This is a genomic window from Flavobacterium sp. LAR06, assembly GCF_041946075.1.
In the GTDB taxonomy this organism is placed as follows: domain Bacteria; phylum Bacteroidota; class Bacteroidia; order Flavobacteriales; family Flavobacteriaceae; genus Flavobacterium.
The window spans coordinates 707,143-731,363 of record NZ_JAUTYT010000001.1 but is presented as its reverse complement, the minus strand read 5'-3'; the positions used below and the strand labels follow the sequence as shown (position 1 = coordinate 731,363).

The window sequence follows — 24,221 nt, the reverse complement described above, 5'->3', positions numbered from 1 at the left end:
GCCTTTTGCAAATACGGTCACGCCCAACTATTTGCATCAACGCATTAAAATCCATTACTACAATATTAATCGTTTCTCCCGAACTTTTCACTTTTAACAATTTACATTGAACATTATTTGCTCACCTTATATTTCTCATTTGCTGTAATCATTTCCCAATTATCAGTTCTGAAAGGTGATGCAGGGAATTTTTCTTTGTTGAAAAGATTGATTTCGGTATCATCATCTGACCAACCGTAGTGAACGGCAACCGGATTTGGAACATTTTCGCTTGAAACGATTATTTTGTTGTCTTTAATTATCGCTTTCGCGGAATGAAAAACTTTGTCGGCACCTGCGATTTCGAAGCCTTTTACGTTTTGGGAATTATCCGATGTTGACAATCCGGTCCCGATAGTATCGAAAGTCAGGATGATCTGATTTCCTTTTATTTCCTGAGATTTATAAGTTGGACCACTGTAAACCTGTTTTTTACCGTAGACATTATTTAAGGCAATTGCTGCCAATCGCAATCCAACGTCTTGTTTGTTAGTTGGATGAATATCTTTTGCATTTCCGATATCTGTGGTTACGGCCATACCAGTGTTTTTCAATTTTAAAGTCTCCGATTGTGCTTCACGAAGTTCTGCCCAACGGCTTCCGACTTTGCTGTTTCCTTTGAACTCATCAAAAGTGGATAATTGAACGAAGTAAAAAGGAAAATCACCTTGATTGAATTTTGTTCTCCAATCTGTAATCATTAACGGAAATGCTTTTTTGTATTGATTGGCTCTCCAAACATTGGCTTCGCCCTGATACCATAAAACACCTTCAACGGCATAAGGAACTAGCGGGTTTACCATGGCATTGTAGAGTAATGACGGATAACTGTTTGGTGATAATGAAGTTTTTACAACTATAACTTTGAATTTCCATTTTCCGTCAAGCGGAATTGTTTTGCTTCCTAAAGTCAGTTTTAAGTCGGCTGCATCTCCGTAGATTCCGCCACCGCCGCTGTTATCGACAATTCTTACGGCAATAACATTTTGTCCTTCTTTCAGGACATTTGTAGGAATTTCGTAAACACGTTTGAAATCCCATTGGGTATTTTTACCCACTTCGATTCCGTTTACATAGGTAATATCTTCGTCGTCGATTTTTGAAAGGCTTAAAACGGCTTTGTTTCTAATATCTTCCGCAGAAAGTGTAATGGTTTTTCGCATCCAGACAATTCCGTCTAAATCACCCAAAGGCTGGTTTTCCCATAAACCTGGCGTGTTTAATTCGCCCCAGTTTGTATCATTGAATGTTGATTCTTTGAAAGTGTTTTCGCTTTCTGTACTTACCGGAGTTCCCTGAATTTTTTCGACTCTTTCTTTCATTTGTCTGGCGTACAATTTTGAAATAGAATCGATATTTAATGTTGGAACTTCAGCGATCATGGTTTTGAAATCTTCACTTTTTTGGAAAGCTTCACGACTTGTCCAGGTTTCTACGTTCGTTCCACCCCAGGAAGTGTTTATAATTCCGATTGGAATTTTTAATTCTGCATATAATTTTTTAGCGAAATAATAACCGACAGCTGTAAAATTGCCAACTGTTTCTTTGCTTGAAACTTCCCATTTTCCGGCTTTTAGATCTTCTTTTGGTTTTCCACTTAAATCCTGCGCTACTCCAAAATGACGAATCATAGGATAATTGGAATCAGCTATTTCTTTTTCTGCATTTATGGTTTTAGCCACCTGGAATTCCATATTGGATTGTCCGCTGCAAATCCATACTTCTCCAACCAAAACATCTTTTATGACGATTTTGTTTTTTCCTGTAATGGTCAATTCAAAAGGTCCTCCTGCTTTTTCTGCAGACAAACGAACCATCCATTTACCGTTTTTATCGGCAACGATTGTTTTGGTTTGTTTGTTGAAATGCACTTCGACTTTTTCACTAGGATCAGCCCATCCCCAAACCGGAATTTCTTTGTTGCGCTGTAAAACCATTCCGTCTGTAAACAACAATGGCATTTTGACATTCGCATTTGTAATTATGCTTACCAGTACTAAAATAAAGGTTGTATATTTTTTCATTTTCTTAATCTTGAAATTTAACTTAAAAATTTAACCGCAAAGGCCACAATGAATTACGCAAAGTTCGCAAAGCTTTGCGATTATTTTGCTGGCTTTGCGAACTTTGTGGTTCAATCTATATCTCAAATATAGGTTATTTATTGCAATCCTTCAATCAGTGCATTTAGCGCCTGGGTATCAAAAACAGTGTTGTCACTTCTATTAAAAATTCCGAAACCATTGTTGCCCATGCTTCCTTCATCCCAATAGAATGGCAATAAGCCGTTTGCTTTGGCTTGTTTTACCACTGATTTTAAATAATAAGCTCTTGAAGCTAAATGCAGGGTTAAAGCATCTCCTGTTAAGGTTGTTCTCCTGATTGCACCAAATTCTCCCAGTAAAACCGGAATTCCTTTGTCTATAAACTGCGTTTTCATTAACTTGAAATTTTTCTCCAAATCTGCTTCTTCACCCCAGGTTGGGTTTCGCTCTGTATCTGTTGTAGAATGAAAACCAGTTCCCCAGTAATAAAACATTTTGCCCCAGGATTCGTCTTTTGTTAAGCCGGCGAAATTCCATGGCGAATAATAATGCACTTCAACCATCATTTTATTAGCCACTTTATCGGTGGGCAAAGTCAACATCAATTTGTTGGTTTTTTCAATATCCGTTGTAGGTCCCTGAATTACCAACACACGCTTGGCATTTTTTCCGCCTGTAGAACGAACAGCATCAATAAATGTTTGGTGGTACGAGGTTAAAACAGCCATTTGGGCTGCGTCTTCAACCGCCGGTTCATTGGCGCTTGCGAATAATACATGTTCATCAAACCCTCGTAAAGTGGTTGCAATTTGTTCCCAAAAAGCTTTTTGTTTCGCGTTGTTTTCCTCTTTTTTGGCTTCGGTAATATTGTTTTCCAGCCAGCCGCCGTCCCAGTGAATATTCACCAATACGTACATGTCGTTGTCAACGCAATATTGCACGACTTCTTTAACACGATTTAACCAGTCTGATTTTATTTTTGCAGTTGTCGTATTTTCTAAATATTGATTCCATGAACACGGAATTCTAATCGCATTAAAACCTTTTGCTTTTACCGCATCGATCAGCGCCTTTGTGATTTTTGGGTTTCCCCATGCCGTTTCTCCACCAGTCGCTTCCATGGTATTCCCGATGTTCCAGCCTAATTTTATTTTTGCCGCCAATTGAACAGCAGTACTGCTCATTCCGGTTGCGTCGGCAGCAATTGGATTTGTATTGTAACTGGGATAAATACCTGTTTTTCCTGCCTGAGAAACGTTTACTTGTACGGATGGCATATCACTGGAGCTAATTGTAATGACAGCCGTTCTTGTTTCCGAAGTCGTATTTTCTAAAGCTTTAACTATAATCGTTGTTCTGCTCAGGACACCAGTCCCCGGAGTAAATGTCAACCAGCTGGCCTCAGATGCAGCAAGCGACCATTTTGTAGCATTTGCTGTAACAATAAATTCTGAAGTACTGGCCGGACTCTGGAATTCAATTTTATTAAGATCAACGGTCAGCGTTTTTACAAGAGGTATCGGGTTATCAGCCTTAGTCTCTTTTTCTGCACTGCAGGCCAGAAGGCTTATCCACGATAAACACAAAACGGTGTTTAACAGATAACTTTTTATTATTCTGTTCATTTATTTGGTTTATATAGTTAGTTAAGTGGTTTTAGTTGTTTTTTAATGGAAATTTATTTGATGGTAATCGCAATTTCCTTCTTGATATCTCTTGAAGAATTTCCAACTTTCAACGTGTATTTTCCAGCTTCAACAACCCATTTTTTAGAAGCCACATCGTAATAAGCCAATTCTTTTACAGGAAGTTTAATCGTTACTGTTTCAGAGTTACCGGCTTTTACTAATACTTTTTTGAATCCTTTTAACTCTTTTGAAGCACGGCTTACTTTTGAATCTGATTTTGAAGCATATAACTGAACCACTTCTTTTCCATCCACTTTTCCTGTATTTTTCACATCAACAGAAACCGTAATAGTTTCATTTTCATCATAAGAAGTTTTATCGGCTTTAGCATTTTCGAAAGCAAAAGTGGTATATGATAATCCGTATCCAAAAGGATATAACGGTGCGATATTTTTAGTATCAAACCAACGGTATCCAATTAAAATACCTTCGGCATAATTAACGGTTTTTCCGCCCGGGAAACTTTTTGTTGCGTGTGCAGGAGAATCCATAATATTTACAGGCATTGTCCACGGTAATTTTCCTGACGGATTTACTTTTCCTAAGATTACATCTGCTAATGCATTTCCACCTTCAGAACCATTGAACCAGCTCCAAACCAAAGTCGAAGTATTTTTACTTACCTCATTAATATCAAAAGGAGCTCCGGCGATCATGACAACAATAGTTCTCGGATTTACAGCTTGTACTTTTTTAATTAATTCTTCTTGTCCGAAAGGCAATTTCAAAGTTCTGCGGTCAGAAGCTTCTGTTTCGTAATCACGATTTGAACCCGCAAAAATGATGGCAACATCAGATTTCTTCGCAGCCTCAACCGCTTCGTTCACTTTTGCAGGATCTAATGCGTCAATTGTTACAGGACCATTTAAGGTAATATCTCCTAATTTTCCTTTGTTTTTTTCATCATAACGCTCTAAATATCCTTCAGCATACTTAATTTTGATTGATGATGGTAATCTGTTTTTCAAACCTTCAAGAGGTGTAATTTCTCTTTTTGTTTTAACTCCAGCACCAAATCCGCCTAAAGCATTTTTCTTTGTTGCATTGTTTCCTATGACAGCAATTGATTTTACTCCGTCGAGTTTTAAAGGCAATGCGTTGTTTTCATTTTTCAATAAAACGATTGCTTCAGCAGCAATTTTGTAGGCATCCTGATAATGCGCTTCGGTAGAAATACTTCCCTTTGCACGATTTTTACTATCTGGCCCCATAGCTTTTACCTGAAACAAGGTGCGTAAAATTCTTTTTACATGAATATCAATTTCTGCCTCAGACACTTCACCTGCTTTTGCTGCTGCAACTAGTTTATCAGCAAGGAAAAATTCATTGAAAGGTTTTGGTGTTCCCATTTCAATATCTAAACCGCTTTTTAAAGATTTAACTGTTGAATGCACCGCTGCCCAATCTGAAACTACAATTCCTTTAAAACCCCATTCGTCACGAAGGATTTTATTCAGCATATAATCATTTTCACATAAATATTCACCTCTGAATTTATTGTAAGCTCCCATAATTCCGTAGGCATGTCCCTCTTTTACCGCTGCCTCAAACGCTGGTAAATAAATTTCACGAAGAGTACGTTCATCAATTTGAACATCCACAAAATCACGATTTGTTTCCTGATTGTTCGCTGCGAAGTGTTTAACACAAGCCATTACATCATTGTCTTGTAAACCAACAACTAAAGGCACAGCTATTTTTTTATTCAAAAACGGGTCTTCACTCATGTACTCATAAGTTCTTCCGCCAAGTGGTGTTCTCACCATATTAATTGCCGGTGAAAGCAACATATCTTTATCACGTGCACGCATTTCCTGTCCAAGACTGTTCCCGAAGGTATACGCCATTTCCGTATCCCAGGTTGCTGCTAATGCTCCTCCTGCCGGATAGTAAGTCGCAAAATCATTCGTTAATCCCGCCGGTGCCCAGTTATCACGTGAAATTTCTTCACGAACTCCCAAAGGTCCGTCAGCCATTTTTAATTCAGGAATACCTAAACGTTCAACGGCACCGGTACTGAACATACTGTTCCCGTGCAACATTCCGATTTTTTCCTCCAATGTCATTTGAGAAACCAACTTGTCTATCTCTGCATCAAATTCTGAACTGATTTCTTTTCCCTGATGCTCTTCGGTCTGAACAGCAGTTGAATTTTCACTTTTTGCGTCTTTTTTACAAGAAGTAAGCAAAGCAAAAGCCATAAAAACCGGTAGATATATCATTTTCTTTTTCATGTTTATTATTTATTGTTTGTGGTTTTTTAATAGTTTATTGTTTGACGAAGTTGAATAACACAACATCATTTTCGTTAATTTTAAAATCTTTACGGTAGGTTCCTTTTGAATCAATTATCACTTTTTCGGTTACAATTGGGGCGCCATTATTGTGTTCCTTAATCTTTTTAACCTGATCAATAGTAAGCTGATTAGGTTTATTCATGGCTAAATAATCGGCGTAAGCATCATTTGATTTATAACCCACTTTATAAATTTCCAGATTGTATTTCCCTTTTTGAAGCCCGTCTACTTCAATTTTTACCGTTCCTTTTGACTGAGAAGGTAAATCCTGAACATAGTAGGTCTGATTCCAAACTTTATCTCCAGGATGTGTATTGGTAAAGTCCCAAAACAATAACTGAACATCTCCTTTTGCATTTTTAGCCGCCCATGAAGAGGTATCTTTATTCTGAAGTTCTGTTTCTCCCAGTTTATTCAGTAAGGAATAAGAAAAATAAGCCGGTTTTTTAATTCCTTGTGTATTCAATAATCCGAAACCGCCGTGAAAAGGGGTAAATCTTGGACCTGGTTCTTCGAAAATATCCGTGAAAACCCAATAAGACATGGAGTTTGCTGCATTGCCAACTTGTTTTAATTTCTGCAAAATATAGGCTGCCGAATGATAACTGTCATGAACCGGATCTGCCGGTGTATACGAAGAACTCCATTCGGTATAATGCAATTCTAATTTTGGCTTAGCCGAATTTGAAATTTGGTTGCGGGAATTAATTACATCACCGCTTATACTGGAATCATCTTTGCTTAAAACCGTCCCTGAAGTTCCAAATTCATCCAGATAACCTTGTTTTACTCCATAAGTATGCGTTGAAATAAAATCTAACGGAACATTATTTTTAGCACAAAAATCAATCGTTTCCGGAACCCAGCCCGCGCCTGCTGTTGCTGGCCCACCTACTTTATAAGCTGCATTTACACTTTTTATTCCGCGAGCTGCATATTCATACAATTTGAAATATTCTGCCTGTGTCCCTGTCCAGAAACCTGGTGTTAAATTAGGTTCGTTCCAAACTTCAAAATACCATGTTTTTACTTCTTCGGCCCCGTATCTTTCTGTAAAATGCTGTGTTAAGTTGCGAATTAAATCTTCCCATTTTTTATAATCTTTTGGAGGTGTTACATTTCCTTTCCACCAGAAAATAGTTTCTTTTCCACTAGCCAAAGCTTCTGGCATAAAACCTAATTCAACAAAAGGTTTCATTTTAATACTCAATAAAAAATCATACAAAACATCAATATACTGGTAATTGTATTCCGGATTTCCTTTTGCATCTTCACGGTAAACTGCCATATCATCAGACAATAAACCATGCATCCTGATGTATTTAAAGTCGCATTCTTTTTTCGTCATTGCGAGTTGCTGTTGCCAGTCGGCACGCAAACCTTCATTGGCTCTTCCGGCACCAATGCATTCTTTGAACATGGTGTTTAGTTTTCCGGCCGTTTTATTGTAATCCACTTTTATAAACCTTTCTGAACTAGTATTGGTCTGCTGTCCAAACATTTCAGCATTGTAAAGTGATATTAAAATAAGCAGTATGATCCCTTTTCTTTTCATTTTCAATTATTTCACGGTTATTTTTTTATTTAGCAGGATAGCATCTGAAGCACTTCCTATCTGAATTTCAATAGTATTGTTTTCCAATTCAAATTGTTGTTTTGCTGTATTCCAATATTCTAAATCTTTCGCTTTTAAAGTCAGTATAACATTTTTAGTCTCTCCGACTTTAAAGAAAACCCGCTGAAATGCCTTCAATTCTTTTTCAGGACGTTCCACTTTTGACTGTACTTGTTTTACATATAATTGAATTACCTCATCTCCGTCCTTATTTCCAGTATTGGTAACCGAAACCGTGAATCTTACTTCGCCATTTTTAGTAATACTTTCTAAATTGGTTTCAATTGAATTGTATTTAAAAGTGGTATAACTTAATCCGTGACCAAAAGCATATAAAGGTTTTCCTTTAAAATACATATAGGTTCTGCCGTTTCGGATATTGTAATCTAATAAATCAGGTAAATCTGTAATGTCCTTTACCCAAGTTTGTGTTAAACGACCAGCCGGATTATAGTCTCCAAATAAAACATCTGCCAAAGCGCTTCCTGTTTCCTGACTGTTTTGTGCCATGTGAACGATGGCCGGAACATGTTCCTGTGTCCAGTTGATGGCATAAGGAAAACTGCTAATCAGAGCGACTACCGTTTTCGGATTGGTCTGATATACTACTTTGATCAAATCTTCCTGCTCTAAAGTCAACGATTGACGATCTACAGCTTCTTTTCCTTCACTTGGAACGGGACAATTTGCCCAGCCTGCGTTACAAACCGGATGATTTCCGACTATGACAATAACAGCATCTGCTTTTTTAGCTATTTCAGCCGCTTTGCCGTCTATATTATTTTTCGCATATAGAATTTCGACGTTGCTGCCCAGTTTATTTTTGATTCCCTGCAAAGGTGTGATCGTATACGGAGGTGTTCCGCTGTACCAATCGAGAAGCACTTCATCAGCGCGATTACCGATTATCGCAATTGTTTTTAGCTTATCTTTTTGTAAAGGCAATAGATTCGAATCGTTTTTAAGCAGAACAATAGATTTTTGGGTGGCTTCTAAAGCGATTTTTTTATGCGCCTCGGTTTTCCACGGATCAATAGTATCTTTTCCTGTTCCGATTTTCGCATACGGATTTTCATCCGTAACATCCAACATTCCGAGTTGAATCATAACTCTGTAATTCCCACGAATAACAGCATCGATATCTTTTTCCTTTAAATAGCCATGCGAAAGAGCACCATAAACGCCCTCTGTATATTCATCTAAAAACTGATTAATCCCAGCCTTTATAGCGGCAGCAGCACCCAGATATTTATCTGCATAATATTTATGATCTGAAAGCAATAATTTGAATGCACCGCCATCGGTACAAATGATTCCATTTTGACCCCATTCTTTTTGGGTAATATTTTTCAGCATCGGATGTACCATTGCCGGAATTCCGTTTACTTTATTGTAGGCTGCCATATACGCACGGGAACCGCCCTCAACAACTCCCATATGAAAAGGCAGTGCATAATATTCACGCCATAATCTTTCATCAAAATCAGATGATGTATAGGTTCTTCCATCTTCATTACTATTGGCTAAAAAGTGTTTCATTAAAGAAGCGGTTTGCCAATACTTTGGATTATTTCCCTGCAAACCTTTTACAAAAGCAACTGTCATTTTTCCGTTAAAAAAAGCATCTTCTCCATAACTTTCTTCGGTACGTCCCCAGCGTGGATCTCTTCCTATATCAGCATTTGGAGCACGAACGACTAATCCGCCTCGACGGTATTTCTGAAAAGCATATCGCGTTTCGTAACCTTCAACATTAGCTACTTTATGAAGTAGATCAACATCCCACGTTTCCCCCAAACCGTAAGCCTGTGGAAAAGTTGTGGTTGTTATGGGTTGTTTATTTTTTCCACCCCATTCTGCCGGTCCGCCCAAAGCTAAACCATGCAATCCTTCTACATGACCTGCACCCGCAACGCCCAATCTTTTTATCGATGGATTCGTGCTCAAAGCCTGAACTTTTTCATCGAGCGTCATCAATGATAGCAAATTATCAATACGCTTTTCAGTATCTAATTTAGAATCCTGAAAGGGATATTGCTTTTGCTGCGCCAATATTAAATTGATCGACAAAAGAAAAACGATATGCAGAATGAGATTTTTCATTTAAAAAAATGTGGTTATTTAAGCCAGACAGGTTTTTGAAACCTGTCTGGTTTGACAATCTATATCTAATAAATTATAATTTTTTAAATCTAATTGCTGTTCCACCAGCGCCACCTAAATGCAATTTCAATACATCTGAAGCTTTTACGGTTTTCTTAGAAATGGTAATTGCAGCCGGATTGTGTGTTTCATCCGTTCCTTCTGCGTCAGCATAAATCTGAGCTTCGTACGTTGCAGTTGCATCTAAGAATGATAACGCAACATTTACATCCCTTGCTTTTTCATTTGTGATCGTTCCTAAATACCAATCGGCACTGTTTCTGTCTTTACGCGCTGTAGTGATGTATTCCCCAATTTTTCCTTCCAATACTTTTGTGTCTTCCCAGTCTGTCGGAACATCTTTTAAGAATTGTAAAGCTGGTTTTCCTTCATAGTTTTCAGGCAAATCTGCCATCATCTGGATTGGAGCATAAATCGTTACGTATAACGCCAATTGCTGGGCTGCAGTTCCGTGTACTCTTTTTCCAGGGAAACCCTGTTTTACTTCTACATCAAAAATTCCAGGTGTAAAATCCATTGGCCCTGAAAGCAATCTTGTAAACGGAATAATTGTTAAGTGGTTTGGCGGATTTCCTTCGCTCCACGCGTTATACTCTTGTCCACGTGCCGCTTCTCTCGAAACCATGTTCGGGAAAGTTCTTCTTTCTCCGGTATCTTTTATCGATTCGTGGTATAAAACAGCTAAATCATATTGCGCTGCTTTTTCTAAAATATATCTGAAATAATTTACTCCAAATTGCCCGAAATGATTTTCTTTCATATTCAGTTTAGAACCAACGTGACCAATTTTAACCGAATGCATTCCGAGTTTTTTGTACAAGGCAAAACCTTCATCAACCTGTTTTAGGTAATTAATAAGATTTGAACCCGTTTCGTGATAACCAATAAGTGCTACGTCTTTTTTCTTTCCGTATTCCACCACTTTTTCTATGTCGAAATTGTCTGCGCTTTTAGTAAAACTGAACATGTGCATGTGGTTTTCATACCAGGCCGGTGTCCAGCCTTTGTTCCAGCCTTCGATCAATAAATGGTGAAATCCTTCTTTGGCTGTAAAATCAATATATTCTTCGGCGTGTTTGGTTGTTGCTCCTTGTTTGTCACTTTCCCAAAAAGTATATTTTCCGATGTGCATTCCCCACCAGATTCCAAAGTATTTATAAGGTTTGAAATAACTTGTGTTTTTTAATTTGTTTGGATCATTCAGATTTAGAATCAAATAAGAAGTAATTAAGTCTCCTGGATTCTCTCCAATCTGAAGCGTTCTCCACGAAGAGGTAAATGTATCTTTTACACGCACTTTTACACCATCCGCCCACGGCACTAAATCGGATTTCAATTGTGTTCCGGTTGTATTGACCAAAGTCATGCTGGCAAAATCAGTTAGGTTTGCTTCATGAAAACTCAAGGCCAGTCCGCTTTTGCTTTCAATGGTAAGCGGTGTCAAAACTGTATCCAACGTACTTACCGGAGCATCTTTAAAAAGATATTCGTCACGGTTTTCCCTGTTGGCCGGAATCCACCATGCTTTTCCATCTTCTTTTAAATTAAAAGTCGTTTTTTCATCCATAATGAAAATACTGTCTTTTACATTTTGTTTTGGATACACATATCTAAAAGCGATTCCGTCATCAAAAGCACGAAACTGAATTTCTAATTTGCGTTTGTTTCCGCTTTTTTGCTGTAATTCAACTGAAAGCTGATTGTAATGGTTTCTGATGTTTTTCTTTTCTCCCCAAACCTGTTCCCAGGTTTCATCGAACGAAGTGTTTTTTACATTTTTGATTTCGAAGTCAGAACTTAAATTTTCATTTCCTTTTAGTAAAAAACCCATGTCTGATGGTGTAATCACTTCTGTTTTTCCGTGTGAAACAGCATATTTTGGAGCGTTTTTTACCAGCTCGAATTTTATTTTATTCTGCCCGTTTGGCGATGCCAATTCGTAAGCATTTTTATTTTTTTGACTGTATCCAATCGAAACGTAAAGGATTAAAGCAGGAAGAATCAGGTAATTTTTCATGATATTTTTCTTAATTCATTTTTTATTAATCGGGCGTTAGCAAGGCCTTCACCCGATTTAAAAACTCAAACAAAACTTATTTTTATCCTGTTGGGGATGTTTTTTTTTGCCACAGATTAAAAGATTTTAACGATTTCTTATTTTCTGTGTGTTTATTTTTTCTCACAGATCTGGCAGATCTAGCAGATTTTTAATTTTAATTCTCAATTTTTAATCCTTTTAATCTGTGCAATTCGTGGCATACTTTTTTTATTTAATCCACTCCGTTTTAAAAGTGGTTTTTCCGTTTAATGGATTTGCATTTACATCAAAATTGTTTCCGTTTTTGCTTACTTTAATTTCTTGTACAGCATCACCATCCGGTAAAAATACTTTGGCTGTCGCCGAAGTTGTTTTATCACTTGCATACACTTTCAATGTCAATTTGCTCCAATCCATGTCTTTTGTTGATTGTGCCAAAGCGATGTGAGGCAATGCTGTTCCGTCTTTCACTAAAACTACAATTGGCACCTCGCCCGCTTTGATTTTATGCCATCCCGATTGGTATACTTTTTTAGTTTGATAATCAATCCATGTTCCTTCTGGAAGATAAACGTCTCTTTCGGTCACTTCTTCAAAAAGCGGAGCAACCAACATACTTGAACCAAATAAATATTCATTGTCAACTAACCATGCTCCCGGATCATTTGGATATTCTACAAATAAAGCACGCATCATTGGCAATCCTTTTTGAGAACTTTCTTTCGCCTGAGCGTAGATGTATGGCATCAATTCGTAACGCATATTATCTGCTTTTCTAAATCCTTCTAAGAAATCTTTGCTGTATAACCAAGGCTCGCGCGGAGGTTCGCCATGGCTTCTTACGTGTGAAGTAAACATTCCGAATGGTGCCCATCTTCTGTATAAACTCTCAGGAGATTTTGTTGCAAATCCACCCACATCATGACTCCAGAAACTGAATCCGCTTAATCCTAATGAAAGTCCGCCTCGTAATTCAGCCGACATTGCACCGTTTGAAGTTTCCGCATCTCCACCCCAATGTAACGGGTAACGTTGAGATCCTGCCCAGGTACTTCTTGCCCAGATTAAAGTGTATCCTTTTTCTTTCTGCGTAATTTCAGCAACAGCCTTATTGTATCGTAATGGATATAAATTATGTTCGTAGAAACCTGTTCTTCCTGAATGGTAAATTCCGTCTGGCGGTGCTGCTTCTCCAAAATCAACTTTGAAAACAGAAACGCCCTGATCGAATAATTTCTTCAATTTGGCCTGGTACCAGGTTACGGTTTCAGGATTTGAGAAATCTAAAACAGCATCTTCGTAAGGAAGGTTTCCTTTACGATCTCTTACTGCTAAGTTTTTTTCCATGATTTCGGGAAACAAGGTGTTTTTTGGTGTGAAATACGGCAATTGCCATAAACACACATGAAAACCATCGTCTTTTAAATCAGACATCATTTTTTGAGCATCCGGGAAACGGGCTTTTGCAAATTCGTAATTGTTTCTCCAATCTACATCAAACCAACCTGTATCAAAGTGAATTACATCGGTTGGAATTTTATATTTACGTAAATCTTTGGCTACTTCTCTTCCCTCTTTTTCAGTAAAATAAGTGATCCTACTCATCCAAAATCCGAAAGACCAAAGTGGTGGCATAGCAGCTTTTCCAGTCAAATCTGTATATTGATCTAAAATGTCTTTTGGTTCTCCGATAAAGAAAAACAAGTCAGCTTCGTCATCTCCAATATACATTTCGTTGGCACTTCCAAAGTATCTTCCAAAGTCAACCGTAATTGGTGTTGAATGATGCATGAAAACTCCGTAACCACGGCTACTCATATAAAACGGAACCGGTTTGTACATCGTTTCGTTCTGGATTCCATTAGCGTCATCCGTCCATAAAACTACTTTTTGCCCGCGTTTATTGAATTGGGTAAACGATTCTCCACAACCAAATATTTTCTCGTCCGGTTCTAAGCTAAAAGCTGCGCCCATACTTCTTGAATAATCGCTGTTTCTGCGCACATAAGAAAACGGAAGTGTTGGTGTATAGGTATTTTTGAAATCAGAATCATGAAGTGTACTGGTTAGTAACTTTCCTGTTTCATCATAGATTTTTACGTGCCATGGTTTTGATAAAATCTCAACAACACCGTGTTTGCTGGTATATTTATGACCACCTTCGATTTTAGAATATTTCCATAATTCAGGATGATTTGGCGCAACGCCGTTAATCAACATCAAAGATTCTTTCTCAGGATGAAATTGTGGTCCTGAAGTCGTTTTGATTCGGATCGTTCTGTCTGAAACAAACTGAATCTGGAAAGGCAATTCAGGCGAAACTTCGTATTCCGTTGTTGGGAATTCGTTTGGTTTCTCCACATCAGGTTTCATCATCATGTTGTTGAAAGCCTGACGCGTTTTGTAATTGTATCGTAAATATTTTATGGTTCCTTTTCCTGTTGCGGGATCAAAACCGGTTAACTCATCAGCAAAATAAAAAGTATTCAGGTAATTCTGAAAATCTTTACTGATATCTATTGGAGCGTTCAAAACATCTGCGTTCTGAATTTGTGCCGAAACTTTTGGCGTCAATAACAATCCCAAAAATAGAGATAAAGAAGCTATTTGTATTTTTTTCATCGTGTATCTTTTACTATTATTTATTCTGCTGTAATTACAATTGTTGCGGGTTTTACTCCATTCGCTTTAGCGGTTAATTCTAATCTTCCTGTTTTATTAGTAGATTGAACAATTACTAAACATTTTCCATTTAAGGCTGTGTGTTTAGATCCTTTGTACGGTTCATGACTTACCGGATCTCCACTGCAAACACCTACTATTTTTCCGTTTCCTTTTAAAGAGAAATTGATTTCGTTATTCGCATTTGGTGCTAAAACACCTTTTCCATCTAAAACATCAACGGTTACAAATGATAAATCATTTCCATCTGCCTTGATATTACTTCTGTCTGCGGTCAATTTTAAATTGGATGGATTTCCAGCGGTTTTGATTTCAGTTTCTAAAACTGTTTTTCCGTTTTTACGAGAAACCGCTTTTAAGGTTCCGGGCTGAAAAGGAACTCTCCACATGACATGCAAATCATCTCCTTTTTTGCTTCTGATTCCAACTGATTTTCCGTTTAAGAAAAGTTCAACCTCATCGGCTTTATTATAATATGCCCAAACATCAACGGTTTGTCCTGCTTTCCAGTTCCAATGTGGAAAAATATGCAGCACGGTTTTATCTGTCCATTCGCTTTGGTACATATAATAAACGTCTTTTGGGAAACCGGCTAAATCTACGATTCCGAAATAGGAACTGATTGATGGCCATTCGTACGGAGTTGGTTCTCCGATATAATCAAAACCGGTCCAGATGTACATTCCAGAAAGGAAATCGTATTTTTTAATGACTTTCCACGTTGCTTCGTGTGTAGAACCCCAAGGCGCCTGCACCTGATCATAAGCAGAAACGGTATTACCAGGATTTCCTCCTGTAAATTTAAGATCCCATCTTACCGGCCATTTTTTAATAGTGTCTGAAACCGCATCATAATAGCCTCTTGTCTGCAAACCTGAAGTAGTTTCGGTGGCAATGAAAGGGGTATTTGGAAAGTTTTTTTGATGGTGTTCGTAAGTCTGATGCGCATAATTGTATCCAATAAGATCTAAAACTCCAGATGCGGCAAGCGGATTAATTTGCACATTGTTCTTTTCGAATTGTAACGTTACCTCATCAATATTCATATTAACCGGCGGATTCATCGCTGCGGTGAGCGGACGCGTTTTATCGTATTGGCGTGTAATTGCGGCTAATTCTTTTGCGATTGTTACACCGTTTTCATTCCATTGTTCCGGAATTTCATTTCCGATACTCCAAACAAAAATACTTGGATGATTACGGTCGCGAAGCAATTGATCGATTAAATCTTTCTTGTGCCATTTGTCCCAGTCATTTCCGTAATCGTATTTGGTTTTGGTCTGCTTCCACATGTCGAAAGCTTCATCCATTACAATGAAACCCATTTTATCACAAAGGTCTAAAAGTTCCGGAGCAGGAGGATTATGAGAAGTCCTGATTCCGTTAACACCCATTTCTCTCAGGATTTCTAATTGGCGTTCTATTGCACGAGTATTGATCGCCGAACCTAAAGGCCCCAAATCATGATGCATACAAACTCCTTTGATTTTAACCTGTTTTCCGTTTAAAATAAAACCTTTGTTCAAATCAAATTTAAAATCTCTGATTCCGAAATTGGTTTTGTATTGATCTGTAATTTTGTCGTCGACTGATATTTCAGTAACTGCGGTATACAATTCCGGTTTTTCAACTGACCACAAAATTGGAGTTTCAACTTCTGCTGCTTGTCTGATGGTTTGATTCGTATTTGCACCAATCGTTATATTTTGAGTAACAGCTGTTACTTTAGTATCTTCTTTAAAAATAGTAGTTGTTACTGTTGCTTTTTTTGAAGCCGAATTTTGATTTTGAATAGTCGTCTCAAAATTTACCGAAGCTTTTTCTGCCGTAACCTTTGGAGTGGTAACATAAATTCCCCATTGTCCAACATGCAGTTTATCTGTGGTTTCGATCCAGACATTTCTAAAAATTCCTGATCCCGAGTACCAGCGTGAATTGGGTTGTTTTGAATTGTCAACCTTAACAATTATTTCGTTGTTTTTATCTCCATAATTTAAATATGGTGACATATCATACTGAAAGCCAATATATCCGTTTGGGCGTTTTCCTAAATAATGTCCGTTTACCCAAACTTCACTGTTTCTGTAAACCCCATCAAAAATAATTGAAGTTACTTTGCTGCTGTCTTCAACGGCAACTTTGAATGTTTTTTTGTACCAGCCTAAACCTCCGTTTAACGCTCCTCCGCCATAACCAGCCGGGCTTTTTTCATCAAATTTTCCTTCGATGCTCCAATCATGAGGAACATTTAAAGTTCTCCATTTGGTTGAAAGTCCAATAGTATCTTTATCGATGATACTGTCATTGAGATGAAAACTCCAATCTGAATTGAAAGAAATTTTTCGGTGCTCAAAATCTGTATTTTTCTTATTACAGCCAAAAATTGCAAAAAGTCCTAAAATAGTCAGTATTTTAAAAAAAATCGAATGTCTCATCTTTCTTTATTAATGATTAGTGTGAAATAAATTTACCGATAAACTATTTTAATTAAATTATTTACCGGTAAAATACTTATTTACACTTTCTATTGGTACATTTTTAAGTCTTAAACTGATTTGATTTTATCAAAAAAGCAAAAACTATTTCGGAAGAAATCTCTAAAAACGTTCTTTTTAAGATTCATATTAAGATCGTTTTTAGAGAAGACTTTAAGTGTTTTCAGACCTATTCGGACAGATCTATACAGAACTTCAGATCTCATGAAATTGTACAAATCTGTTCCACTGAAAGGGCTGTCTTTAATATTGTGTTTTAATAACAAAACCGGAATTTAAATCACCCCGACACCCCTATCAAATCAAGATTAGGGTTTAGATGCGTCTGGCACCCAGCTGTCGCTATATTCTTTTGATATAAAATTGAAAATCAAAAACTCTTCCTTACTCTTATTACGAACAGCAATTTGCATTGCGTCGTTTGTCAGGGTAATGATTTTACAGTTAGACCAGTCAGCAACATCACCAGCAGCACTACTGCTTTGTAAAATTGCTGCATTTGTCATGGTTAACTCATGGTTTGTAGCATCAAGATAATAAGTCCCGTTTTCGACACCTCTTGTAGTCGTAAATGCGTGATCTACAGTTACAAATGGACCGCCATCTAAACTAAATGTCATTGAACCATAATCTCCTGCAGGTGTTATCCATTGGTTGCCTTTCCAGTCTGGCTCCCATATCCAACACAATCCGCTATCTCCTGTACATTCTTTTTGCCATCCCAATTTATTTCCTGAAAATGCAACCGGACCTGCAAAATATTTCGAAACTCCTGCTGCATTTAAATCTAAATACCATGTTTTTGATTTTCCTACTCCACCTGATAAAGCAGTCCAAAGCGGATCATTTACATAGTTTAAGTTATCATCTGTCACTGTAATAGTTACCGGATCTAACTCCACAATACCTCCACCGGTTACAGCAGAAATTTTTATAGTATAATCACCTTTAAAGGCATACTTTACTGTTTCGATGGCCTTGTTTGATTTTCCTGTACCATAATCCCATGTTAATATAACACCAGGTGTGGTGTTTTTCAGTAGTACAGTATTCCCACCCGGATCAGCTGCTAAATCCTGAGTAATTTCAAACTTAATATCGGATTTATTCGTCACTCCGTCTAAAGAATACGTTTCCGGAGAACAAGATGATACTAGCATAGCTAACATCAAAAACGAAGTCATTATTATTTTAATATTTTTCATTTTTTGTTTCATTTTTAGTTAAAATTACCAGCCGGCATTTTGTTTTAATACTCCACTTGATAAGGTAATCTGAGTATTAGGAATTTGCTGCAAACCTTTTGTTGCCTGAATTTTAGCAGCCGAAATTGTTTTTGGACCTGCAACTCCTCCACTTAATAAAGTAGTAGTTTCAGCAATAGTTGAAGAAGCTTTTCCAATTCCCTGACGCAATAAATCCCAATATCTCACCCCTTCAAGAGCAAACTCTAAATGTCTTTCTTTTAAAATATTGTCAGCATTTACTGGTAAAGCTGCAAAATTCTCCTTATACGCTCTTCTTCTTACTTCATCAAAATAAGCCTGAGCATTTCCACTGCCTAATTCAGCAGCCATTAACAATACATCTGCATATCGCAATACCACATAATCCTGGAATTGGCTAATATCCCAAAACTGACTACCCATTGTTATTGGAAGATCTACTCCATTCTCGTCCACCATTGGCGTGTATTTTTTGTTATAATAACCTGTGTATTCTCTTTGATTATCAATTTTGTTAAATGCAATATTTTCTTCCTGAATTCCAATCACTGTCGCTACACGTCTGGTATCAGTTGCATTGTAGGCATTCCATAATTTTGAGTTTACTGTAACTCCCCAGCCACGTCCGTAAGGATATGAAGAGAATTCTCTCATTCCGAACATTACCAGCCAGTGGTTACCATCTGTATTTCCGTTGTAATCACTTGTATAAGTATATTTTATAGAAAACACGATTTCTTTATTATTTTCACCTGCATAATTATCAGCAGAAGCTGCTGGCCACAAAGTGGAGAAATCAGCCACTAAACCATGTGCGCTGTTAGCAATAACATTTTCTAAATGTCCTAAAGCCTGAGCTTTGGTAACTACTCCTGCTAAATCATTCTTCCCATAATAACCGGTATAGTATAAATAAACACGTCCCAGCAAAGATTTCGCAGCCCATTTGGTGACACGTCCACTTGTTGTTGCATTATAGGCTACTGAAGGCAAATTGTCTGAAGCAAAAACCAGATCTTCTGCTATTACTTTATAAACATCATCCGGATTTGCCTGCGGAATATTATCAGTAGAAGGAGCTGTTAGTAAAGGTATATTCCCCCACAAACGAACCATTTCAAAATAAAGATAAGCTCTGATAAATTTTGTTTCAGACTCGTACGTTTTTCTTAGTTCTGTATTTCCATTCCACTCAATCTGGTCCATTTTTAATAATAAAATGTTGCAGCGATAAATTGCTTTATAATAGGCAACCCAGTTATTATTAAGTAAATCTACATCTGAAGGAGAGCGGCTAATATCAAATTCATCAATAGCGGCATAACCATAACCGTCTGAAGCACCGGTTCCACCAAAACAGTCGTCTGACATTACTTCACTTATCACAGGAACTCCCATACCGCCTGCACCGGTTGCTACTTGTAAACCATCGTAACAGCCTACTAATGCCGTATAAGCATCATCTGTAGTTTTGTAAAAATTGGTATCTGTTTGCTGTGTCAAAGGCTGTGTTTCTAAACTGCAAGAACCAAGCGACAATAAACCCAAACAGAAAATATATATATATGTATTTTTCATTTTTTTTATTATTATAGTTTAACATTTAATCCCAACATGAAAGTTCTTGGCCTAGGATAGTACCCTACGTCAACACCTGATGAAAATTTCTGGTCATTATTTGAAGAACCAAATCCAATTTCAGGATCCATACCATCATATTTCGTAAAAGTGTAAAGATTTAAGACAGAGAAGTAAAGTCTAAACTGGCTTGCAAAAAATGGTTTTGATTGTTTCATTTTTGCTAAATCAAATCCTAAAGTAACCGTACTGATTCTGAAGAAATCTCCATCCTGAACATATAAGTCAGAAAATTGAGTGAAGTTTCTGTTGTCTTCTGTTACTCTCGGTATTGTGTTTGAAGAACCTTCTCCATGCCAACGGTCTAATATGGCAGAAGTATAATTTCCGTAAGCACCTGATTGGTTTCTGTAAGACTGTACGATTTGGTTTCCGGCAACCCCATTCCCCATAGCGGAGAAATCAAAAGCTTTGTAACTGGCTGAGATAGACAAACCAAAAGTAAAATCAGGATTTGGATTTCCAATACTTGTTTTATCAAATGCATCTATTTTATCATCTCCGTTCACATTCTGATAAATAAGGTCTCCCGGAGCTGCAGTTGGCTGTAGTACTACACCGTTAGCCGATTTATAATTATTGATTTGTTCCTGATTTTGAAAAACACCTCCCGTTTTATATCCCCAGAAATAACCTAATGGGAATCCGTTTTGTGCTCTGTAGAATTCACCGGCATTATCATAAAGCTCATTACTTAAACCGTGAATGATTCCATCTCCAGTAGGTATTTTACCAACTTCATTTTTATTATAAGCCCCGTTTGCACTAATGCTATAATTAAAATCTCCTATTTTATTTTGGTAATTTAAACTCAACTCAACTCCTTTGTTTACCACATCACCGCCATTAATATAAGGAGGATTAGCACCCGCGGTAGCTAAGATTGGAGCTAAAATCAGCCAGTCTTTATTTGTTTTCTTGTAAGCATCAAAAGTTACACTCAAAGTATTGTCTAAAAATCTTGCATCAAAACCAAGATCAATTTGTTCTGAAGTTTCCCATTTTAAGGTAGGATTTGCGATGTTATAAAGATAAGCCCCCGGTGTAAGAATTCCTTCTTCATCACCAAAAATATAGTTGACTCTTTGTGAATATACTTGTGCCAGGTACTGAAAAGTTCTGATACTCTGATTACCTACCTGTCCCCAGCTTGCTCTTAATTTCAGGAAATTAATTGCATTAGAATCTTTTAAAAACTCTTCGTTTGAAACTACCCATCCACCAGATACAGATGGAAAATAACCCCATTGGTATCCGGGAGCGAATTTTGACGAACCATCAGCCCTAAATGTTGCATTTAACAAATAGGTTTCTTTATAGTTATAATTTAATCGCCCAAAATAAGACATCAATATATTCTCAAACTTACCTCCTGACATAGACATTTTCGCAGAATCGCTATTTGTAGTAGTATCTAACCATGCGTGTTCTAAATCATTAAAAACAGAATCTGCATTAGCGGCATTGATAGAAGTTTGATCGAATTTGATATAAGAACTACCAGCCATGGCTTCAAAATGATGATTGTCAGCTACATTAAATTTATAGCTTAGCAAATTATCCCAGTTGATGCTTTTACTTTTATTCATATATTGACTAACATTGTCAAAATCCCTGTTAGCATAGATTGATAAATGGTAAATAGGAGAATAAGAATGTCCTTCGCTAACGTTATAATCAAGACCTAAAGTAGTTCTTAATGTCAGGTTTCTTATTGGCTGAATCTGTAAATAAACGTTTCCTAATAATTTTTGATTGTTACTTTCATTTTGATTATTGTAAGTCATCAAAGCATAAGGATTAGCAACACCCGCCAACCAAGGCTCACTGTTATTCGTAGTATCATAAAAATTACCATTCATATCATACATTGGTAATAATGGTGTAACCTGAAAAGCACTTCTCAAAGAGTTGTTGTATTGATTTCCAACTCCAATTCCATTTCTATCAATATAAGCAAAACTTAAATTTTCTCCAATAGTAACTACATCTTTATACAATTTATGTTCTGAATTAAATCTGAAGTTGTAACGGTCGTAGTTGGACAAATCTTTACCCCCTACAACTCCTTCTTGTCCTAAGTAAGATAATGAAGCAGAGTAAACAGAAGTATCTGAACCACCTGATGCACCAAAAGCGAAATTTTTAGTAGCTGCATTATCAGTAAACATTTTATCCATCCAGTTTGTTCCTGATCCTAATGCCGCAATCTGATCATTTGTAAAATAAGGAGCTTTACCTGAATTTGCCGCAGCTTCATTCAAAATAATACCATATTCTGTTGCATCAAGCAAATCTACTTTTCTGGCTACAGACTGAACACCATAATATTGATCGAATGTAATTTGCCCTGCCGCACCCTTTTTTCCTTTTTTTGTTGTCACCAAGATAACTCCGTTAGAAGCCTGTGAACCATAGATTGCAGCCGAAGCGGCATCTTTTAAAACAGAAATAGATTCAATATCTGAATTGCTCAAATAAGAAATATCACCTGTCAATATTCCGTCTACAACATATAGCGGACTGCTGCCTCCAATCGAACCAGCTCCCCTGATAACCACATTCAAACCTTCTCCCGGTTGTCCTGAAGTAGAAGTAATCTGAAGTCCTGCCGCTTGTCCCTGAAGGGCCTGAAGCGCATTGATCGTATTCGTTTTCGCTAGATTTTCACCACTTACCTGTGTTACAGCATTGGTTACCAGTGTTTTCTTTTGTGAACCATATCCAATAACGACTACTTCTTTAAGTTCTGCCGTTTCTTCCTGCAACTTCACATTCACAGTGGGTTGCGGTCCTACGGTCACTTTTTGCGTTTTGAATCCAATAAAAGAAAATATAAGCACATCGCCTGCTTTTGCTTCTATTTTATAATTTCCATCAAAATCGGTTGACGCACCAATTTTGGTTCCCTGTACAGCAACGCTCGCTCCGGGAATTCCCATCCCATCAACGCCCGATGTTACATTTCCACTTACAGATCGGGATTGTGCCTGCGCAAAACCCGACTGCATCATAAATAAGCTAAACAACAGTGCCGTAAAGAACGAGGACAGTGTTGTTTTTATACAATAGTTGCTTTTCATAATAAATAAAAGTTGATTAAATTAAGTTAGTTATGGTTATATATAAAGTGTAAGTTTCATTGCGATGGCGCCAAAAAAAGCTAATGAGTACAGCTTGTTTTCAGCTAATTTTTTTACCTTAAAAATGGCTCTTTCAAAACTTATAGTCACTTTGAACTTATCTTATGGTAAATTTGACTACAAGTGTAAAACTTTTTTTCTATATTAGCAAAATATTAAGGTTATTTTTTTTTAATTCTGATTTATAGAGATCCTATTTTATCGATCTAATAAGTTTAGACGCAAAAACGAAATAAAAAATATTAAAAAAATAAGGAACTAGCCGTTTGACAATCAATCATTTAAATAATTCTGAATTTTAAATCCCATTTTCTCAGAATTTCAAACAATTGAATATCAGATTTTTACTATGTTAAAAAAATATTAAGTAATTAACAAAGACACTTATGCATTTTATTTGCTTAATTTGTCAAAATTTCTATCGCACATGGATAAAAATATAACTGCCGATGCAATCATCAAAAGTGAACAGAACGCAATGAATGCGATCACGATTGACTGTGTCATATTTGGTTTTGATAAAGGAAGTTTAGAAGTTCTTTTAGTTCAACATGGGGAAGGAATCAGCAAAGGAAAATGGGGTCTTCCGGGAGGATGGATCTATAAAAAGGAAAGTACAGATAATGCAGCACATCGTTTATTGAATGAACTTACTGGTCTTGATAATATTTATTTGGAGCAGCTAAAAGCATTTGGAGATCCGGATCGTTTTCCGCTGCGACGTGTTATCACTATCGGATATTATGCTTTGGTAAAACGAGAAGACTATAATATTAAAGCAGGTTTTACGGCTGCTGATGCAAAATGGTACAAGATTGATGCTATTCCGGATTTAATTTATGATCATAACGAAATTCTGGCTTACAGTCTGAAACATCTTCAGAACAGAGTGCGTCAGGCACCGATTGGATTTAATCTTTTGCCTGAAAAATTTACTTTATTACAGTTAATGCACTTATATGAAGAAATTTTAGGAATCGAAATGGACAAATCTAATTTCAGACGAAAAATTTTGCATATGAAATTATTGGTTGCTTTAGATGAAAAACAGCAAGATGTTTCACATAGAGCGGCAAAATTATATAAATTTGATCCGGAGATTTATAATAAACTAACTCAAAAAGGTTTCAATTTTGAATTTTAATAACACGC

12 protein-coding genes are annotated in these 24,221 nt (G+C 36.9%); 1 reads left to right on the top strand and 11 read right to left on the bottom strand.

The features are described from left to right. Positions 1 to 113 precede the first annotated feature (113 nt). The 11 genes from Q7C23_RS03130 to Q7C23_RS03080 form a co-directional block, all read right to left on the bottom strand. The gene (locus Q7C23_RS03130; RefSeq protein WP_375031133.1) at positions 114 to 2,063 is read right to left on the bottom strand and encodes a sialate O-acetylesterase; all 1,950 of its coding nucleotides are present in this window, start codon (positions 2,061 to 2,063) and stop codon (positions 114 to 116) included. Positions 2,064 to 2,200: 137 nt separating this feature from the next. After that, the gene (locus Q7C23_RS03125) at positions 2,201 to 3,709 is read right to left on the bottom strand and encodes a cellulase family glycosylhydrolase (protein WP_375031132.1); all 1,509 of its coding nucleotides are present in this window, start codon (positions 3,707 to 3,709) and stop codon (positions 2,201 to 2,203) included. A gap of 53 nt (positions 3,710 to 3,762) precedes the next feature. Next, on the bottom strand, positions 3,763 to 6,006 hold the full coding sequence (locus Q7C23_RS03120) for a glycoside hydrolase family 3 C-terminal domain-containing protein (protein WP_375031131.1): 2,244 nt from the start codon (positions 6,004 to 6,006) through the stop codon (positions 3,763 to 3,765). Between the two features lie 34 nt (positions 6,007 to 6,040). After that, complete coding sequence (locus tag Q7C23_RS03115) at positions 6,041 to 7,624, bottom strand: glycoside hydrolase (protein ID WP_375031130.1); 1,584 nt, start codon at positions 7,622 to 7,624, stop codon at positions 6,041 to 6,043. A gap of 6 nt (positions 7,625 to 7,630) precedes the next feature. Beyond that, positions 7,631 to 9,787: a glycoside hydrolase family 3 C-terminal domain-containing protein gene (locus Q7C23_RS03110; protein ID WP_375031129.1), complete on the bottom strand. Its 2,157-nt coding sequence runs from the start codon at positions 9,785 to 9,787 to the stop codon at positions 7,631 to 7,633. A gap of 73 nt (positions 9,788 to 9,860) precedes the next feature. Continuing rightward, positions 9,861 to 11,864, bottom strand: a complete 2,004-nt coding sequence (locus tag Q7C23_RS03105) for a glycoside hydrolase family 97 protein (RefSeq protein WP_375031128.1) — start codon at positions 11,862 to 11,864, stop codon at positions 9,861 to 9,863. A gap of 249 nt (positions 11,865 to 12,113) precedes the next feature. Continuing rightward, positions 12,114 to 14,507 carry an alpha-xylosidase gene (locus Q7C23_RS03100; RefSeq protein WP_375031127.1) on the bottom strand — a complete coding sequence of 798 codons (2,394 nt, stop codon included), beginning with the start codon at positions 14,505 to 14,507 and terminating at the stop codon, positions 12,114 to 12,116. 20 nt (positions 14,508 to 14,527) lie between these two features. Further along, positions 14,528 to 17,002, bottom strand: a complete 2,475-nt coding sequence (locus Q7C23_RS03095; RefSeq protein ID WP_375031126.1) for a glycoside hydrolase family 2 TIM barrel-domain containing protein — start codon at positions 17,000 to 17,002, stop codon at positions 14,528 to 14,530. Positions 17,003 to 17,370: 368 nt separating this feature from the next. After that, positions 17,371 to 18,267, bottom strand: coding sequence for a hypothetical protein (locus Q7C23_RS03090; protein ID WP_375031125.1), 897 nt, complete (start codon positions 18,265 to 18,267; stop codon positions 17,371 to 17,373). Positions 18,268 to 18,291: 24 nt separating this feature from the next. After that, the gene (locus Q7C23_RS03085) at positions 18,292 to 19,866 is read right to left on the bottom strand and encodes a RagB/SusD family nutrient uptake outer membrane protein (protein WP_375031124.1); all 1,575 of its coding nucleotides are present in this window, start codon (positions 19,864 to 19,866) and stop codon (positions 18,292 to 18,294) included. 11 nt (positions 19,867 to 19,877) lie between these two features. Beyond that, positions 19,878 to 23,009, bottom strand: a complete 3,132-nt coding sequence (locus Q7C23_RS03080; protein ID WP_375031123.1) for a SusC/RagA family TonB-linked outer membrane protein — start codon at positions 23,007 to 23,009, stop codon at positions 19,878 to 19,880. Positions 23,010 to 23,496: 487 nt separating this feature from the next. Between Q7C23_RS03080 and Q7C23_RS03075 the strand changes: the two genes are divergently transcribed. Continuing rightward, the gene (locus tag Q7C23_RS03075; protein WP_375031122.1) at positions 23,497 to 24,213 is read left to right on the top strand and encodes an NUDIX domain-containing protein; all 717 of its coding nucleotides are present in this window, start codon (positions 23,497 to 23,499) and stop codon (positions 24,211 to 24,213) included. The last annotated feature ends 8 nt before the right edge of the window (positions 24,214 to 24,221 follow it).

Excerpts from the sequence above, each read along its gene's own strand:
- Q7C23_RS03110 (WP_375031129.1), bottom strand. The coding sequence starts at position 9,787 with ATGAAAAATCTCATTCTGCATATCGTTTTTCTTTTGTCGATCAATTTA.
- Q7C23_RS03085 (WP_375031124.1), bottom strand. The coding sequence starts at position 19,866 with ATGAAAAATACATATATATATATTTTCTGTTTGGGTTTATTGTCGCTT.
- Q7C23_RS03095 (WP_375031126.1), bottom strand. The coding sequence starts at position 17,002 with ATGAGACATTCGATTTTTTTTAAAATACTGACTATTTTAGGACTTTTT.
- Q7C23_RS03100 (WP_375031127.1), bottom strand. The coding sequence starts at position 14,507 with ATGAAAAAAATACAAATAGCTTCTTTATCTCTATTTTTGGGATTGTTA.
- Q7C23_RS03125 (WP_375031132.1), bottom strand. The coding sequence starts at position 3,709 with ATGAACAGAATAATAAAAAGTTATCTGTTAAACACCGTTTTGTGTTTA.
- Q7C23_RS03105 (WP_375031128.1), bottom strand. The coding sequence starts at position 11,864 with ATGAAAAATTACCTGATTCTTCCTGCTTTAATCCTTTACGTTTCGATT.
- Q7C23_RS03120 (WP_375031131.1), bottom strand. The coding sequence starts at position 6,006 with ATGAAAAAGAAAATGATATATCTACCGGTTTTTATGGCTTTTGCTTTG.
- Q7C23_RS03130 (WP_375031133.1), bottom strand. The coding sequence starts at position 2,063 with ATGAAAAAATATACAACCTTTATTTTAGTACTGGTAAGCATAATTACA.
- Q7C23_RS03115 (WP_375031130.1), bottom strand. The coding sequence starts at position 7,624 with ATGAAAAGAAAAGGGATCATACTGCTTATTTTAATATCACTTTACAAT.
- Q7C23_RS03090 (WP_375031125.1), bottom strand. The coding sequence starts at position 18,267 with ATGAAAAATATTAAAATAATAATGACTTCGTTTTTGATGTTAGCTATG.
- Q7C23_RS03080 (WP_375031123.1), bottom strand. The coding sequence starts at position 23,009 with ATGAAAAGCAACTATTGTATAAAAACAACACTGTCCTCGTTCTTTACG.
- Q7C23_RS03075 (WP_375031122.1), top strand. The coding sequence starts at position 23,497 with ATGGATAAAAATATAACTGCCGATGCAATCATCAAAAGTGAACAGAAC.